Source organism: Pseudomonas sp. Nvir, from assembly GCF_963778085.1.
GTDB lineage: Bacteria > Pseudomonadota > Gammaproteobacteria > Pseudomonadales > Pseudomonadaceae > Aquipseudomonas > Aquipseudomonas juntendi.
This window is the reverse complement of the sequence record NZ_OY970405.1, coordinates 2,505,412-2,522,085: the sequence shown is the minus strand read 5'-3', so window position 1 is coordinate 2,522,085 and position 16,674 is coordinate 2,505,412. Positions and strand designations below refer to the sequence as shown.

Genomic DNA, 16,674 nt, shown 5'->3' with positions numbered 1-16,674 from the left:
AATATCGATCCACCCCCTATCAAAACAGCTGCCCGAGTTGTGACGGGTCCCAATTCATGATCACCAGTTCACCGGTAATATCGGCTGCGCCGTGCCGCTGATTCGCGGTGGTGTACCGTATATCCAACTGCTCAAAGTGGAATCCCTTGAAGGCCGCTCGAATATCGGGATGGTCGTTAATACTCACCATCACCTTGCCTTTGCACGCCCGCATAAACTCAGCCATCTGTTCGTATTGTTCGAATGGAAAATCGACCCCATAGCCAGCGGTCTGCCAATAAGGCGGGTCCATGTAGAAGAAGGTGTGGCCTCTATCGTAGCGCTGCGCACAGTCGAGCCAGGACAGGTTCTCAACGTAGGTGCCAGCGAGCCGCTGCCATGCTGCGGACAAATTCTCTTCGATACGCAGCAGGTTGATTGCAGGACCGGTGGTGGCGGTACCGAAGGTCTGCCCGCTGACCTTCCCGCCAAAAGCGTGCTGCTGCAAATAGAAGAATCGTGCGGCGCGCTGGATGTCGGTGAGGGTTTCAGGCCTGGCTATTTTCTGCCATTCAAAGATCTGTCGCGAGGACAGAGCCCACTTGAACTGTCGAACGAACTCCTCCAAGTGGTTCTGCACCACCCGGTAGAGATTAACCAGGTCGCCATTGAGGTCGTTAAGCACCTCGACCGGCGCCGGTTGAGGACGCATGAAATACAAGGCGGCGCCGCCGGCGAACACCTCGACATAGCATTCATGAGCGGGGAATAGAGGGATCAAGCGGTCGGCCAGGCGGCGCTTGCCGCCCATCCAAGGAATGATTGGGGTAGTCAATTTGCAAACCTTTACTGTATGGATGAACAGGTGCTAGGCTCGCCGTGCTTTGTGCACAGAGCGGGAGCCTTGGCTGGGCTTGCAGGTATGGTCTGCGGGTTCGGCGGTCAGCAGGGATGTTGACGCATCCCCGGTGGCCGCTCTCTTTGCATGAAGCCTTCGAATTTATTCCCGGGCGCTTACTGCCATCCGCTTTGCGACTAGGGCGTCGTACTCGCGCTCGCACTGCTGGCCGGCAATTCTGGCCTGGTCAAACGCTGCCGCCAGCTCTCCCGCTCTTTCGTCAGCCCGTGCGAGCAGGTCGGAGAGCACCATGGCGGCGCGGGTGGCTGCCTGGCCTCGGGCGACAGCGGCGGTATCCGGGCTGGGGCAACTGACGGCGGCGGCGAACTGGCCGGCTTCACTGCGCAACCGCTGGCCAGAAGCATCGGCGTCAGCAGCGCCAGCAGCAGCAATCGTTCTTTCTTCATGTCCTTTCACCCTCGCCTCTTGCTGCGCATCTGCGCTCCGGTGTTCTTCCTGGCGCGCCGACCGTTCGCCGATGACCTCAGCAAGGCGGTCGCCACTGTCTCGCTGCGCTGAAGCCTTGCCAGCCTCAGCACGCTCAACCGACCGACCATGCTGGTATACACCCCAGTAGGATGCGAGTACCAGCAGCGCCGCTAGCAAGCGCAGCGGGATCGAGAATTTTGCTACCAGCTCCTCCATGCCACCTCCCACTCTGGAAGTTCTACCGTCTGGCCAGCCAGCCCATGCGTGCAGTCACCCAGGTACTGGATACGGCCGTCAGTGACGAAGGAGTGGCAGACGAATGGTCGAGGCTCGACCTTCTCGCCAGCCATAAACGCCTGATGCTCTTCATCAGTCAGTCTTTGGGTGCCCCTTACCAGCACGGATGGCGTGAACGTCGGAGCCTCGGGGTTGCCGTTGTAGCCCCAGCGCGGGCCGGAACCTGACCCGACATGAAGGCTATGAGGCGCATCGCATCCTGTGCAGAAGAACCACAAGGAGCCATCCTGCGCCTGGCCCAGGCAGCGACCAATCGTCTTGATCGTCATGCCAGCGCCCTCCGCACGCCTTCGTCGATGACCTCAGCGGTGTACGGATTACCGCCGTTCTCGTGGACGATCATGCCCACCACCGCCTCGCGCAGCACCCGTGGGTCGGAGATGTCGATGGAGTCGCGCACACCTACACCGAGCCGTTTGGCGATGGCCTGGGCGTAAGCCAGGGTGTTGTTCTCGCTGGCCGGCGCCCAGCGGCTGATGAACTCGAGTGGGGTATCGATACCAGGTCGACCTACCCCGGGCATGCCATCCTTGCCACGGTAGTTGAGCAGAAGCTTACCCAAGGCACGGATTCCGTTCTCGGCTTGGTCAAAGCGGGCGAAGCGCGGACTGGCCACGCCCACCTCCACGCCAAGCTGGCCCTGCCAAGCATTGCGGGGGTTGAAATCGATGTTGCCGGGGTTGTTGTTGCGGACGCCGCGGGGTGCAGTCATGGGTTTTCTCCAGGCGTAAAAAAGCCCGCGTTGAGCGGGCATTGGGTGGTTGCGAACGCCGTCAGGCAGCAGGCGCCTCAGGCTCTGGTGCTGGCTCTGCCGGATCTTTTGCGCTGATGGAGACTTTGGCGGTGTAGTCCTTCAGCACCTGGGCGACACAGACCTGGGCGGCCGGGAACTGGCTCAAGATCTCGCGGGCTCGGGCGTCGGCCTCCTCCTGGGTGGCGTAGCGAGTTTTGTTGGCAACTTCGTAGTCATTGCTCAGGTTGATGGCGACAAATGGCATGGGTAAATCTCCAGGCAAAAGAAGCCCGCTCGATGGCGGGCATTGGGTAGTTGGCTTGGATTCAAGCCTTGGGGTGTTGCTGCTTGATCTGCTGCAGGGTCGAGAAGAACGGCTCAGCCTTGGGCATATGCCCTTGATTCATCGCGTGCCACAGCATGTCCAGTTGCTCCTCCACCGGCGGGTACTCGGCCGCACGGCGCTTGGTGTGGTCGCTCTTATGCTGAATTTTCAACGGTGAACTCCTGATCGCGGTATGGCCAAAGGGTGACCGTGACGGTGTAGATACCCGGCGCCGAAAATCCCAGCTCGATGTCACTGCCGTCAGCGGTGTAGGTTTCGCTCTCGATGTTGACGGCGGCACCTTCGTGCACCCCCTTCAACCAGAGCCCTTGGAGAACCGCCCCCATCTGGGGACGCTCCTTGAGCATTTGCCCCATCACGAAGTGATCGGCCGGCCTTGCCGGTGTGGCCACTTGGATGAAGGGCCGGTCGGTGTTCAGCCTGATGATCTTCTTCCCGAACTCGGGCGGGCAGCTGACGGCAAACACGATCCGGCCGTCAGTCTCATAGGCTGCGAAGTGTCCAATGTTGCTCACCGCTTAGTCCCCATCGCAAAGAGGTTATGATTTCTCACGCCGACACCCGTGTTCTCCCCCCACCACTTCACAGTGACGACGAAAAACCCCGGGCCAACGCCGATTGATCCCTTCAGGTTAGGGAAACCATCCGCCCAGTCGCCGCCACCTTCCGCGATGACGATGCCGTTGATATCCATCTGAAATTGGTACTTACGGATACCGCTGCCAAATCCTTGATAGCAGCCGTACTGGGCAAGAATAAAGCCGCCCTCGTCCATCTGAATGCCGACAGCGACCAGGTTTTGCCATTGGCCTACCCCCGCTCCCAGCACATTTCCGGGACTGCTTGCCGATACCGGCACAGTGACAGCGTTGCCACGGATGCGCAGCGTGTCGACTTCGGCCACCCCGATTTTGGCGGCCTTAATGGCACCATCCTCGATATTGGCAGTGCCGATAGCCGCATCTGCGATCTTCGCTCTACCGATACTCCCGTTGCGAATGTAGGCGTCAGCCACAAAGGTCTGACCGCCGACCACCGACCATGGCGATGAAAGCCCGCCGCCGCCGTTTCTATTCAGCAACACAAACTGATCCGCATTGACCACAAACGCAGACTGCACGATGCCGTTCTGCGAGTTGATGCCAATACCAAACCCGGCGAAAACATGCGCACCGTACTGGTTGTTGACCTGCACACGCACCGAGTACTGGGCGTTTAGCATCGTCTTCATGTCGGCCTGGGCGGTCGCTACCTGCTGCACGGCCGCATTGGTCGTGCCCAGCGATGCCTCGGTGGTCTGAATCTGCTTGCTTAGCGCCCCTTCCGCATCAGCCCGGGCTTTGGCTTCGTTTTGAATCGCTGCATTCGCATCACCTACGGCGGTGTACAACCCATCGATTCGCTTCCCCTCAGCGGTTAGCTTGTCGCCCTGCTGGGATACGTTGACACTGAGCGAATCAAACGCCCTACCCGAAGCAGCCACCGACCGCCGACCGGCTGCGATGTAGGCAATGTCCACCTCGCCATTGGCATCACCTGAGTTGTACATGTCCAGGCGGATGGCCCAGATCTTCTTCCCGTTCCAGCCTGAGTGGCCGGAAAGGTCGAACTCAATGTCCTGCCAGTCCCCATTAGAGGTGCTGATAGGCCAGTTGAATCGCCGGGCCTCGGCAAGGCCCCCATCCTCATTGGCCCAGTACATAGCCGCACTGGTCCGGCCGGTGTTGCGCCGGCGCAGCCTTATGCGGATCAGCGGGTTCTCGGCGCCATCTATGACCGGGAATGTGCTGGTTACCTGAATGGTCGTGTACTTGGCGACAGTCGCGTACTGAGGGCCAGCAGTGAGTGTTGCGCCGGGTGTATTGGCCTTCCAGCCCTCTAATGAGTTTGTAAACTCCCAGGTCTGACCAGCCACGAATGGCAGAGCGGTGCCTATCTTCGCTTCCAGGTTGGTGATGCTCGTGGATTGCGCAGTCAGTCCGCTTTCAGTAGCAGCGACGCGGCCAGCCACGCTGTTCAGCGCTGCGGTCGACGCCTTGCTGGCCAGGCCAGTGGAACCGTTGTCAACGCTGTTCTCCAGACTGGTCGTTCTGGCGGACACAGAGTTGATGTCTTTACCCTGCTGGCTCACGCTTGAAGTCAGGCCGTCGACGGCCGTAGATACGGCGCCGATGGCATTGCTGTCTACCTGCCCACTGTCCCGCCATCCGCTAGCCCTTGCCCCGACCTCAAGCTGCGGCCTGGCAAATTCTACATAGCCTGCTGTCACAGCCCCTGTGGCGCTGTAGATGCGGTAATACAAGATGCACCCTGCCGCATTGGACGGAGATACAGCGGTGTACTGCACGCGCTGTGCGCTCGGGCTGATCTGCACAAGCGGCGAAGCAGGTGCACTGATGACCAACCCTGCCGCATCCACCCACTGCATAAAGATCCTGAGCGACAGACCACTGGTGCCTCTGACGAAAATAGACGTGGTCAGCGTTTGGCTCGGACCTACATTGGGCCTGCGGGGGGTACCTGTCACGTTCGGGCGCAGCGATCGGTAACCCGACGAGGTGGTGAACCCTCCAGTGGCAACCATGCGCAAGGCTTTCTCACCGGAGTTTATCCAAGAGGTTACCAAGGTATCCGTTGTTGACACCGGGCCTTCGGTTTCCCAGCCATCGACGCCCCCAGCGGAACCCCCGGCCTTGGTGAAAGCCGGGTTGTAGAGCAGGTTCTCGCCGCCGATATCGCCAATGCTGTTATCCAACTGAGTTAGCTGGTTAGAGGCGCTGCTCAGGCCTGATTCTGTTAGGCCTACCCGCCCAGCAAGGGCAGACGTGGCAGCGGCATTGGCGGTGATATCAGCCGCGTTGAGCCGGCCATTGTCCCGCCAGCCAGTCATCGCGTTTCCAAGTTCGAGCTGCAGTCGATCCCATTCACACCACCCCGTTGTGCTGGCTCCGTTTAACGGCCCCCGAATGCGATAGATGATTCGTACCGACGCGGCACCCGCAGGCGCAGGTGCCGAGGTACGGCTGAATCTCTGCCAAGCCTCGGGCGCAATGGAAGCGTTCTGCGAGCTAGCCCCATCCGTGCTGATGTTTGCTCCACTGGCATCACGCCACTGGAAGAACAGCTGCGCGATCAGCCCACTGGTTGCCCGGAAATGTCCGGATAGCGTCAGAACCTGGCCCTCTGAGACACCTGGCCACTTGGGTGTGTCCTGCACCAGGTCGACATAGCTCCCAGCGTTCGGGATGGTCAGGCCAAGACGCAGCGCCATTCCTGACGGATCAAGCGTGGACGGCACAAAGTTCGACGTTAGCGTCGAGCCGGAATTGCCCAGCGTCCATCCATCGGGCAACCAAGCCGTGGTCGGACTGACTACGTCCAGCGACGGGTTGTACAGCAGATTCTCCCCGCCTGCCTGAGCCAGCGACGTATTGATGCCTGTGATGGCCTCGCCGGCGGCAGTGATCGCCGCCCCCTGCTGCTCCACCTTGTTGCCCAATGTCTGAACTGTCGAGGCATCGGCCTTGGTTTCCACCTTGCTCAGAGCACTGGCAGCCGCCGCCGCCGCATCGCTGGCCACCTTGTCAGTGACGGCCATCCATGCGGTGCCTGACCAGCGCTTCGGCGTGTTGGCGTTCCCAGTGGTGTCGATCCAAAGGTTCTGAGCCAGGCGCTTGTCAGCAGCAGGTGCGGCAGACCCGTAAATAACCTCCCCTTTAGCGCCCGCCGCTGTAGCAGCCGCCTGGGCGGCCTGCTGGGCAGCGGTGACGTTCGTGTTGGTGGCCGTCAGTCCGCCCTGCAGGCTGAAAATCGACTGGCCTTGGGTGGCGAGCTTTCCTTCGGCTTCAGTCACGGCGTTGCTCAGGCTGGATACAGCCTCCGCCGACGCGGACGCAGAACGTCTGCCCACAGCGATGTAAGCGACATCAACCTCACCACTCGTATCCGCAGCGTTCATCATGTCCAAGCGGATGGCATACATGCTCTTGCCGGCCCACCCGTCCTGGCCGGACAGGTCCAATTCGATGTTTTGCCAGTCAGTGGTGGTAACGCTGATCGTCCAATCCAGGCGGCGAGCCTCCGCCAAGCCGCCGTCTTCGTTGGCCCAGTACATCCGTGCCGCAGTACGCGTTGTGTTGCGACGACGCAGTCGGATGCGCAGGTAGGGGTTCTCCGCACCTGGCAGCACAGGTGTGAAGCTGCACTGGAGGCTTTGAGACTTGGCCATGGTGGCGAACAGCGGACCGGCGATGAACGCAGAACCGGAAGCTGTAGCCGCCCACCCACGGGTAGAGCCAGTGAACTCCCAGGCACGGCCAGCCACGAATGGCTGGGCCGCTCCCACGCTGTTTTTGAGCTGGGTGATATCATTGCTCTGGCTGGTTAGAACACCTTCGGCGCTGTCCACCCGGTTACCAATCGACTGCACAGCCGAGGCGTCAGCCTTCTTACTCACACTATCGGTCAGCGAAGTCAGGGCCTGACTCTGCGACGAAAGCTGTTGATCCTGCGCTTTGTCCTTGTCTTCGGTAGCCGCCACCCGGGTGGTGACCTGCTGCAGCGCCTGCGAGCTGGCCTTGCCGTCGATGCTGGTCTGCATGCCGTCCAGGCGGGTGGCTTGGGATGAAAGTTTGCCCTCGGCATCCGACACGCGCAGGCCCAGGCTACTCACTGCGGATGCATCGGCTTTCTTGGCCACGTTGTCATTGGTCGTGGAGAGACCCGCTTGCAGCCCGCTGATCTGCGATGCCTGGGCAGTGACCTTGCCATCCAGCGTCGATACGTCGGTTTCGACCTTCGACACGCGCGCCGCCATGCCGTTGGCCGTAACTACAGCTTGGCCAACATCAGTCCAGTAGGTGGTGTTCGGCGGCGGCGTGTTCAGCGGCACGGCTTTCAGGGCCTGGTACAACATACCATCGCTGCCCAAGGCGCTTTGCCCGACGCTGTAGGCCTTGTCTTTCCGGTACGGCAACGAGCCGGCCAAGGCCGAGACGTTGGCGATCTGCTGCTGCAGGTCGGCCTTGGCAGCCGACACATCAACGCTCACAGCGGTGATCTGCTGCTGCAAGTTGCCCTTGGTGGTGTTGAGGGCGTTGTTCACCTCACTGATTTGCTGGGCCAGTTCGGTCTTGGCCGTCCCTATCCGATCGTTCACCGACCCAGGGCCATTCTTGTCTATCAGGTCGATGCGGCTGGTGAGCTCCTGGCCCAGTTCACTTTCGGTGATCTGATCCTTGATCTGCTCGAGGATCGCGCCAGCATCAGCGCTGGCCATTCCGGCAACCACGGCCGGGGCCACCGGGAAGAACGGGCCGAGGTTGCCGGTGCGATCCACCAGGCGAGCCCAGAAGAAGAAACGCTGCCCGGCGCGCAGGCCCTGCATGACGTGCTCATTCTGCGGATAGGCCAGGTCGGCCAGCTTGGTGGCTAAGCCCAGATCGGTACCTTCGCTGTACCACAGCTCCGTTCGCTGGGTGTCCTCGGCGCCCGCTGGAAAGCCCCACTTGATGCCGATGCCAAACAGCAGACTTTCGGTATCCAGGAACGTAACGGCCGGCGGCAGGCCTTCCTTGCCATTCAGCTGAGTCAGATTCGAGCTTTTCCAGATCGAGGTGATGTCGAAGCTACTGACCGCCCGTACCCGAGCCAGGTAAGCGCCAGCGTAGATTCCTACCACATCAACCGAAGCAGCGCCGGTCCGTTGCAGACGAATCCAGTTGCCGTTGTCCTTGCGCCATTCAACATCGTAAGCAACGGCATCCTCCACTACCGGCCAAGCGATGGTCATGGTGCTGACCGCGATGCCTTGATCAATCATGTGGGTAGACGACAGCGTCACGCTCGCCGGCGGCTTCACGGTGGTCACCGGGATGACGCTGATCGGGCGCTCGTCCAGCTTGGCACCGGTATCGATCGCTGCAAACTTGCTCGGATTGAACTCAAGCGCGGTGATCTCGTACTCGCCCTCCTGGGTGCGCGTCGTTTTCAGCACGCGGAACAACTGCACCGCCAGGTCGTCGTAGTCGATTGCCCACTGCAGCTCAGGTTCAGGCTGGACCCCGTAATCGGTGGTCACCGTGACCGCGCGCCCAGCTACCGATTGCACGGTGCGCGCCTGAGCAGTCCCATTCGGCAGGTTCAAGATCAGGCGATCACCGGCCTTGATCGGCGTGTCACGGTCCAAGGTCACAACGCGGCCGGCAGCAGCCGAAATCCGGCCACCGTTTGGACGGCCCGCAACGAGCTCGTCTGCGATGGGAATGACGTAGCCAGGCAGTGGAATGCGTCCTTCCATGCCGGTCTTGAAGGTGACGGTGCGGTCCTGGCTGTTGCTCAACAGCGCCCACTTACCGCGGCGTTGGGCCTCGGAGGCGCGGGTGCAGCCAATCGCCGACAGCTCGATTGGGCGATCGCGGTACCGGCGCTGGAGCGACAGATCGGTCACCGGAATGACGTCGGTGTCGTAGTTGTTGGCCGGGTTGTCGTAGCTGACCAGGGCCCGGCTGTAGTGCGTGTTGCGCTCCGCGCCGCCATAGACGAAGTCGCCGTCGATGACGTTGGCCCGGGTGAACACGTAGTCGATGTCCTGGGCGCGCGGCATATCCGCCTGCATGAACAGCGAACCGTGGGCCCAGTACACCATGCCCCGGTAGATGGCTGCCAAGTCACGCAGCAGCGTCCAGGCCTCGGAGCGGCCCTGCAGGTTCATGTCGCACAGATAGCGCGGCTCTTGACCACCCACGCCATCCGGCACCAGCTGGTCGCAGTATTGGGCGATGCGGTACATCTCCCACTTGTCGACCATCCACGACTTGATGCGCTTACCCAGACCGAAACGATCTTCGACACACAGCCCGTAGGTCACGAACGCAGGGTTGTTGGTCCAGGCCTGCTTGAAGGTGCCGTCCCATACGCCTGTGTAGGTACGGGCTACCGGGTCGTAGTTGGTCGGTACCGGCCAACGCTTGGCCTTGCACTTCACGGTGACAGCCGGGATGTTCTGGAACTGCTGGGCGTCAAACTCGATGTACAGTAGCGCGGTGTTCGGGTAGCGCAGCTTCTGGTCGATGATCTCGGTGTAGCCAGCGATGGTCATCGTGTCGGCGATTGTGCCGCTGTTGGCGTTCGGGGTAATCCGGCGCACACGCAGCATCCAGCCGGAGGTCGCCTTGGGCAGGTTCACGCGCACCGAGCGCTGATAGCCGTTCGTGGTCTTGCCGTCCACGGCGCCGAGGTGCGCCTCGACGTAGGCGCCGCCGTCGGAGGCGATATCGATCGCGTACTCGATGCGGTAGCCGTTGGTGTTGCCGTTGCTGTCCTGCTGTGCCAGGCGCGGCCAAGTCATGCGCACGCGCACGGCCGAGAGCTGGGTGTTGCTCAGTGCGCGGGTGAACGGGTTGTCGCTGCGCAGCTCGACATTGACGTTGGTCTCGTTCTCGACAGAGGGAATGCCCTGGATGTAGTCCTGCTCGACCGAACCTGGGCGCCACTCCCACTTCACACCTGGGAAATTCACGTTGCCGCTGGCGTCCATGATCGGCGTATTGTCGAGGCAGATGTCACGGTCGGTTGGCGTACCGTCGAATTCGCCCTCACCCACGGCCAGCAGGATTTTGGCGATGTTCGTCGACTGCAGGCTGTCCGGTGCCTCGAACGGAGTTTTCGGCTTGCTGTCGCCGCCCTTGGCGCCGGTGATTTCCAGGTGATCTACAGGGCCCATGCTTTCCTCCGGGCGAAAAAAAACCGCCAGCTGGCGGTCTATGCATTCTTTTGGCGCTATGCCTTGTCCTGCGCCTCAATCGAGGCGGAGATAATCGCCCCACCCCAGCGTCGATCGCCGATGCAGATCGGAACGGGGTTGCCGCTGGCGGTGGTGTTCTTGGCGCTGCCGAAGGCGTAACTCGGCAGGTTCTCGGGCGCGGCGCTCTGCGATAGACCCTTTGCCTGGGGGCTGAGCATCTGGATTACGCCGCCGGCGACCATAGCAACACCGGCGCCGAGTAAAGGCGCACCAAACGGGGTAGAAGAGAGAAATACCCCTGCCGCAATCAGAACCGCGCCAACTACTGTTTGAAGAAGCCCACCTCGCTTGCTGCCGGATACTACCGGAACAATCTTTACCGTCCTTGTTCCGCCACGTTCGAACTCACTTTCCCCAACGTTCTTTCCGTTGCGAAAAATGGCGAACCGCATGCCGAGTCTGTCCAGGCGGTCAACTTCTTCCTTGAATCCAGGCAGAGTGATCGTAAGCGCTTTCAGCAGCTCCCGAACGCTCCCAGTGTCCAGCAAACGCTGATGCTTTCGCCCAAGTGCTTTTCGGAAAGAGCCTGAAAATTCAATAGCTGTCATTTCTGGATTCATATTTTCCTCGGAATACAAAAAGCCGCCCGAAGGCGGCTTGATTACTTGTAATTGATGTATGGCCCTATATAGACGCCGCTCATATCTCCGCTGATCCTGTAGATAGTTTCACGGCCATCTTGGACATCGCCAGTAACAGAGCGCACCGCCATTCCTGCGCAGAGTCCTGACTCCGCCAGGCCTACGCCAATATTCGGCCGCCCAACAGGAAGGTGGAAACTAGCCCGCTGCCCCGGCCCGACCTTCGCGGCCCTCGCTCCGTCGATATATACAACGACATCGCAGCCAGAACCAACGAAACCGGAGTCGCGCACCACGGAGAGCGTTCCGCTATTTCCTAGTGGCTCAGATTGAAAGGCATACAGTTCGTCGTTTGGCACTGGAACCGCTTGTTGAATTGAGGTTGCTGAAGTCGCGCACCCCGCCAGCAACGCCAGTCCCACCGCACCGATCAGAATTCGCATGTGATCCCTCCCTGAAAAGCGCTGAATGTATCACTTGGCGTCTCGGTGACGCAGCACAAGGCGCGCCCGGTCGAGCCATGGCCCGCCGAACACAATGATTTCTGATGGCCGCCCCTGCAGGTGGTGCAGCATGAACGGGCCAGGCCCGAAGACCTCCGCCGATTCCTCCGGCAGCCGAGCGTCAGCGCCGAGGTAAATGCCGGCGTGGTTCGGGTGAGCCGTGCGGCCCACGGCCATGACAATCATGTCGCCCCGCTGCGGCTGGCTAATCTGATAGAAGCCAGCAGACTCGAAGGCCTGCTCATACAGGCTTGGACCGTCCGGCTTCTCCCACCAACCCTCCTCCCGCGCGTAGGCCGGAAATTCCAGACCCCACTCTCGCTTGTACCAGTCAGCACAGACCTGCCAGCAGTCCCAAGCGCCATGCACGAACGGCCGTCCTAGGAGCGGAGCGTGACCGGTGGGCGTGACGGTGCGCAGGTCACCCTCCGGCCAGGACAGGATGTACCAGGGCAGCCCAGTGGCCTCGCACATGGCCAGGTCACGGGGTGACGGCTTGCTGGTGGCATCTGGATGCGAGTGCACGATACCGATCACCTCGCCCTGCTCTTCAGCCGCAGCATACTGCTCGGGCGCGATGCGGAATTCCTCGGATGGATCAGTCGCGGTGTTTTCACAAGGCACGTACTTGTGCGACCGACCTACCGCCACGATCAGTCCGCATGATTCTGTCGGATAGCAGCCGGCGGCATGCGCTCGCACTGCCTCCAGGATGTGTTTGCGCATGGTCAGCTCCGTGCGATCAGGGAAACGGCCGGGAAGCCGCCGAATGGCAGTTGATTGCCCTGCCCGTAGCGAACGTTGCATCCCGTGTCGAGGCAGCCATTGCACTGGTCCTTGGCCGGGTCGTCGGTGGGATCGCCTTCAAGGTCGAAGTAGGGGCCGGTGTAGCCGCAGTTCGGGCCGCGGTAGCCGGCAGTCATTGCCCAGTGGCATAGCTGCGTCATCTGCCGGCCGATAGTCTCCCCGCCCACGTCGCCAGGGCTGGCCAGCTCCCACGAAACCGTGGTGCCGTTCTCGGACACCTTCTGGTCGATGTACCAGACCTCGATCGCCTCCTCGGTCGGATCGGCCTCCGGGTTGCCTGCCGGGAAATTCACCGCATCCAAGTAGCGAGCCATGGTGTGACGCATGGTCAGCTTGAACTCGAGCAGGTTGTCGAAGGCCAGGCACAGGGCGGTGATTCGGCCGTTGACGTTGCCCACGGTCAGCGTGGGCCGCACGGCGGTACCATCCGAGTTCGCTTCGATGCCATCGATTTGCATGGGCCAGGCGCCGTACTCATTGCCCTGCCACCAGATCGACTTGGCCGGCAGCTGGTCAGCGTTCGCGCCAGCCGCTGCCAGTTCTTGAGGTGTGTGCGGTATCGCGTGCCCATGGAATCGCAGCGTGTCCGCTCCGAAATCGGAGCCGTCCAGCTCGAACAACAGTATTTCTGCGCCGGGCTCCAGCTTCTGCAGCTGAGTGATCAAGGTCATGGATGAAATGCTCGTTCAAAAGTAGCTGTCAGCACCGCCACACCGCCCGGCTTTCGCTGCTGCCGGAAGGTCTCGCACCGATAAAGCCCAAGGACGCCCTCGGGATTCGTCCACAGAAATGACGTGGCGCCCCGGTGCCTCCGGATGAACGCCAGGATAGGTGCGAGCTCGTCAGCCAGACCGCCGAACGACAGCGACCAGCTGTCAGATTCGGCATTTAGGCCATCGGTGGACACCTGGGCGTAGTTGTCACCGAACTGTGATTTCCGGGTGCGTAAGATGCTATCACCGCTGGCCTCGTCGTCTGGCGTCCAGGTGAAGGTTTCGATCGCCATCAGCGCCTCCCGTTACTGTTTCGATAACTCACGCCACCCGCCCGCCACGAAGCGGCTATGGCACGCTCAGCCACCCCCTGCATCTGCTGCTGGAGGTTTTGCTGAAGGGTGGTGCTGTCCAGTTCCATGCCGTCTGCGCTGCGGTCCTCAACACTCACCGAAACCGGCACGTTGAGCTGCACCACTGTGGACCCGCCGCCGTTGCCACCAACGACCTGCACGCCAAGCGATCCGTCCGAGCCCCTGGCCAGCGGCATGATTGCCTCAGGTCCAGCCTCGCCGGCCACGCCTAGGCCACCATTTGCTATGCCGAAGGCAGTCGGGCGGCTCAGCACACTGTTGGTGAACGCACCGCCCTTGGCGAACAACTGCACGCCTCCAGACCAAGCGCCGCCCAGCGCCTGGGGGAAGTACGTACTGCCATAGCCCGCCTGCGACGCACCGAGGTTCGACGAGATGGCACCCGCAGACCCGGGCGTCATGCCGTTACCTGAGCCACCACCGAACCAGGCGCTCGCAGCAGAAACACCTAGGCCAACCAAACCGCTCAGCAGCGAACTCGCGGCCTGCTGACTGGCGATCCTGGCCATATCCGAAATGACGCTGGTAGTGAAGTCTCTGAAGCTGGCCTTGCCGCTGATAGCGAAGTCAGCCAACGCGTCACGGGCAGTATTGAAGCCCGTAGTCAGCATGTCGTCGGTTGCGACTGCCACGTTCGCGGCATCGGCCTGGATGTTCGCCCAGGCCCGCTTGGCGCCGTTGCGATAGTCGCGCTGGGCCAGCAAGCGAGCGTCGAAACCGTCGACTTCCATCTGCAGCTCGCGGGCCTGGTAGTCGGCCAGGTCCGCCAGCCGCTGTTGATAGGCGTCCTGGCTGAGCCGGCGCGACACATCCTCCTGCTGCTCTTCAAGCTGCCGGCGCGCCTCGGCATACTTCTGCCGCACAGCGTTGAGCCGGTCGGCCTGTTCGCGCTGATCGTCGCCCATGCCTACGCCGGCTACGTCCGCATTGATTGCGTCCTGCCGGGTCTGCAGCACCACCTCCATGGCCTTGCGGTAGGCTTCGGCGCTGTTGCGCCGGATCTCCGCCAGCTTCCTCTCTTCTTCGGCCCGTTTCTTCAACTCCGGATCGGCATAGGCCGCGTTCAGGTTCTTGATGCCGAGCTCCATCTCGGCGGCGGTGATCTTGCCGGCGACCTGGGCCTTGCGCAGCCCCTGCACGCCCTCGACCAGGTCCTCCAGGCGCTTCTTCTCCGGCAGCGCACGGTCGATGATCGCGTCGAGCGCCTTGACCTCGTCGTTCAGCGCCTTGGTGCGGCCCTTGCTGCCTTCAGTCGCATCCTTGTTGGCCTTCTTCTGCGACTCGATCGCGCTGGCCGCCGAAAGGATCGCCTGTCGGTCGGTCTCGGTGAGATCGGCGTTTTCGGCGATGTAGCGGTTGGCGATCTTGATTGCGTCGCCATTGTCCTGCAGGCCGGCCAGCTGCTTCTGCAGCGTTTCCAGATACGTCTGGCCCGCCGAACTCATGCCGACCTTGGCGGCATTGTTCGCCTGGGTGGCCGAGGTGTTCGCATCGGTGACACCGGTGAGCACTCGCAGGGTTTCCGCGATCAGGCTCGATCGCTGGTCGGCGTCGCTGACGGCACCCGCCTGGGTGATCCACTGCTGCACCGTGCTGGCCGGCAGTTGCAGCCGTGTCGCTACCTCCTGCAGCACAGGCGATAAACCCTGTCCCGAGGCACGCGCCTCATTGAGGCGATCGATCAGGCCTTGGTATTCGGCCAACTGCCGGTTGTATTGGCCGCCAGAGTCGCGCGCCGGGGCCGTGACCACAGCCGATCGGATCGACTGGGACAGGTCGCCATAGGCGTCCTTCACCTTGTCAGCGGCATTGACCTGTTCTTGCTGCCACTTCACCAGCGAGGCTTCACGCTGGTCCTTGTTGAGCTTGGCGAACTCTTCTCGCAGCTGAGCAACCGGCTTGTGCAGGTCGTCCAGGCTGACGCCCGCCTGGTCGGCGTTGTCGCTGAGTAACAGGAAGCTGGCCGCTGCGGTACCGGCGAGCAAAGCCAGCCCCATCGGGCCGCCCAGTGCCGACAGCAGACCGCCGGTGGCGGCGCGTGTCAGGTTGGCCTGGGCAATGGTCAGCGCTTCGGTGGATGCCGTGAGCGCCGCCTGTTTTGGCAAGAGCTGGGTCTGAACCAGATTGAGCCGCTGCAGGCCTGTCGCGGCAGCTACCGAGGCCTCCGCCTGCTGCACCTGCGCCTGGGCATAGATGCGCTGTGCTTCAGCGCCTCGCAGTGCTGCCTGTGCGTTCTGGACCTCCGCGATGCGCTGGGCCAGGGCGGCCTTCAGCGCCATGCCAGCCTTGGCTACATAGAGGGTAAGAGCCGCAGCGCCCGCGCCACCCATGGCGACCGCCACCAGGTCAACGTTGTCGGCCAGGGCGATCAGCACGCTAGACAGGCCTGCAACTGCTCCGGTCTGCTCCTCCATGCCGCCCAGGAAGTTCTGAATGGCGTTACTGATGTTTACCATCGCGTCCTGCACGCTGGTGGACATGTCAGCCGCAGCCTTGCGGTTGACCTCCACGGTGCGCAGCAGGCCGGTGTTGATATCATCGAGCGACAGTTTGCCTTGCACGCCGAGCTTACGGATCTCTTCAGCGCTCTTGCCGGTGGCAGTGGCGATCGCAGTGACGATGGTTGGCATTGCGTCCTGAATGGACACCCAGCCATCAGCCTCAACCTTGCCGGTCTGCAGCGCCTTGGAGTAGGCGTCCAGCGCAGAGCCGGCCTTGTCAGCGGCCGCCGCGTTGGTCACCAGCAGGAAGCTGAAGCTGTCGGTGATGTCGAGCGTTTGCTGGGTATTGAAGCCCAGGCTGCGCATGACATCGGCAGTGCGAATATACAGCTCTTGGGCCTCGGCCATGGGCCGATAGGTTTCCTGGGCCGTGCGAAGCAGGTGCTCCTGCACCATCTGGTACTCGCCAGCACTGCCCGCGGCAGCCTTCATGCGGTCCGACATCTGCCCGTAGGCGTCGACCTGCTTGATGATGCCGCCAATCAGCCCGGCGCCAGCAACAGCAGCGAAGGCGCCACGCATCAGTGCACCAGCGCTCTCAGCCGCTGCACCCGCCCTGTCAAAAGCCGAATCGACGGTGGCCAGGTTGCGGTCGATCACCTGCGTGCTGCGCGCCACCACCTGGTCAGCGCTTGCCAACTCGCGGCGTAGCTGAGCCGTTGTCGCCTCGATCTGGACAAGCATGCCCTGGACTTGTTGATCGGCCATG

General features: G+C 61.8%; 14 protein-coding genes. All 14 read right to left on the bottom strand.

Annotation, left to right across the window (positions count from 1 at the left end):
• Positions 1-19: 19 nt before the first annotated feature.
• On the bottom strand, positions 20-814 hold the full coding sequence (locus AACG97_RS12215) for a DNA adenine methylase (protein WP_197886593.1): 795 nt from the start codon (positions 812-814) through the stop codon (positions 20-22).
• 165 nt (positions 815-979) lie between these two features.
• Positions 980-1,522, bottom strand: a complete 543-nt coding sequence (locus AACG97_RS12210; RefSeq protein WP_197886592.1) for a DUF2514 domain-containing protein — start codon at positions 1,520-1,522, stop codon at positions 980-982.
• Positions 1,507-1,872: a DUF6527 family protein gene (locus AACG97_RS12205; RefSeq protein WP_197886591.1), complete on the bottom strand. Its 366-nt coding sequence runs from the start codon at positions 1,870-1,872 to the stop codon at positions 1,507-1,509. Before AACG97_RS12205 ends, AACG97_RS12210 begins: the two co-directional genes overlap by 16 nt.
• Complete coding sequence (locus tag AACG97_RS12200) at positions 1,869-2,315, bottom strand: structural protein P5 (RefSeq protein WP_070085710.1); 447 nt, start codon at positions 2,313-2,315, stop codon at positions 1,869-1,871. The genes AACG97_RS12205 and AACG97_RS12200 overlap by 4 nt, the downstream gene beginning before the upstream one ends.
• 61 nt (positions 2,316-2,376) lie before the next feature.
• Entirely contained in the window at positions 2,377-2,601 is a 225-nt protein-coding gene (locus tag AACG97_RS12195) for a hypothetical protein (RefSeq protein WP_029887516.1), read from the bottom strand.
• Between the two features lie 61 nt (positions 2,602-2,662).
• Positions 2,663-2,833, bottom strand: a complete 171-nt coding sequence (locus tag AACG97_RS12190) for a hypothetical protein (RefSeq protein WP_009681808.1) — start codon at positions 2,831-2,833, stop codon at positions 2,663-2,665.
• A complete protein-coding gene (locus AACG97_RS12185) occupies positions 2,817-3,197 on the bottom strand; it encodes a hypothetical protein (RefSeq protein WP_225785582.1) in 381 nt (126 codons plus the stop codon). Before AACG97_RS12185 ends, AACG97_RS12190 begins: the two co-directional genes overlap by 17 nt.
• Positions 3,194-10,405 (bottom strand): TipJ family phage tail tip protein, encoded by a 7,212-nt coding sequence (gpJ, locus tag AACG97_RS12180; RefSeq protein WP_338463586.1) that lies wholly within the window; start codon positions 10,403-10,405, stop codon positions 3,194-3,196. The genes AACG97_RS12185 and gpJ overlap by 4 nt, the downstream gene beginning before the upstream one ends.
• A gap of 56 nt (positions 10,406-10,461) precedes the next feature.
• The gene (locus AACG97_RS12175; RefSeq protein WP_070085898.1) at positions 10,462-11,046 is read right to left on the bottom strand and encodes a tail assembly protein; all 585 of its coding nucleotides are present in this window, start codon (positions 11,044-11,046) and stop codon (positions 10,462-10,464) included.
• 41 nt (positions 11,047-11,087) lie between these two features.
• A complete protein-coding gene (locus AACG97_RS12170; protein WP_125855767.1) occupies positions 11,088-11,510 on the bottom strand; it encodes a hypothetical protein in 423 nt (140 codons plus the stop codon).
• Positions 11,511-11,540: 30 nt separating this feature from the next.
• Entirely contained in the window at positions 11,541-12,296 is a 756-nt protein-coding gene (locus AACG97_RS12165; RefSeq protein ID WP_197886249.1) for a C40 family peptidase, read from the bottom strand.
• A 2-nt stretch (positions 12,297-12,298) separates the two neighbouring features.
• Positions 12,299-13,048 carry a phage minor tail protein L gene (locus AACG97_RS12160; RefSeq protein WP_070085895.1) on the bottom strand — a complete coding sequence of 250 codons (750 nt, stop codon included), beginning with the start codon at positions 13,046-13,048 and terminating at the stop codon, positions 12,299-12,301.
• Positions 13,045-13,383 carry a phage tail protein gene (locus tag AACG97_RS12155; RefSeq protein ID WP_197886248.1) on the bottom strand — a complete coding sequence of 113 codons (339 nt, stop codon included), beginning with the start codon at positions 13,381-13,383 and terminating at the stop codon, positions 13,045-13,047. The genes AACG97_RS12160 and AACG97_RS12155 overlap by 4 nt, the downstream gene beginning before the upstream one ends.
• Positions 13,383-16,673: a phage tail tape measure protein gene (locus AACG97_RS12150; RefSeq protein ID WP_225785584.1), complete on the bottom strand. Its 3,291-nt coding sequence runs from the start codon at positions 16,671-16,673 to the stop codon at positions 13,383-13,385. Before AACG97_RS12150 ends, AACG97_RS12155 begins: the two co-directional genes overlap by 1 nt.
• Position 16,674 lies beyond the last annotated feature (1 nt).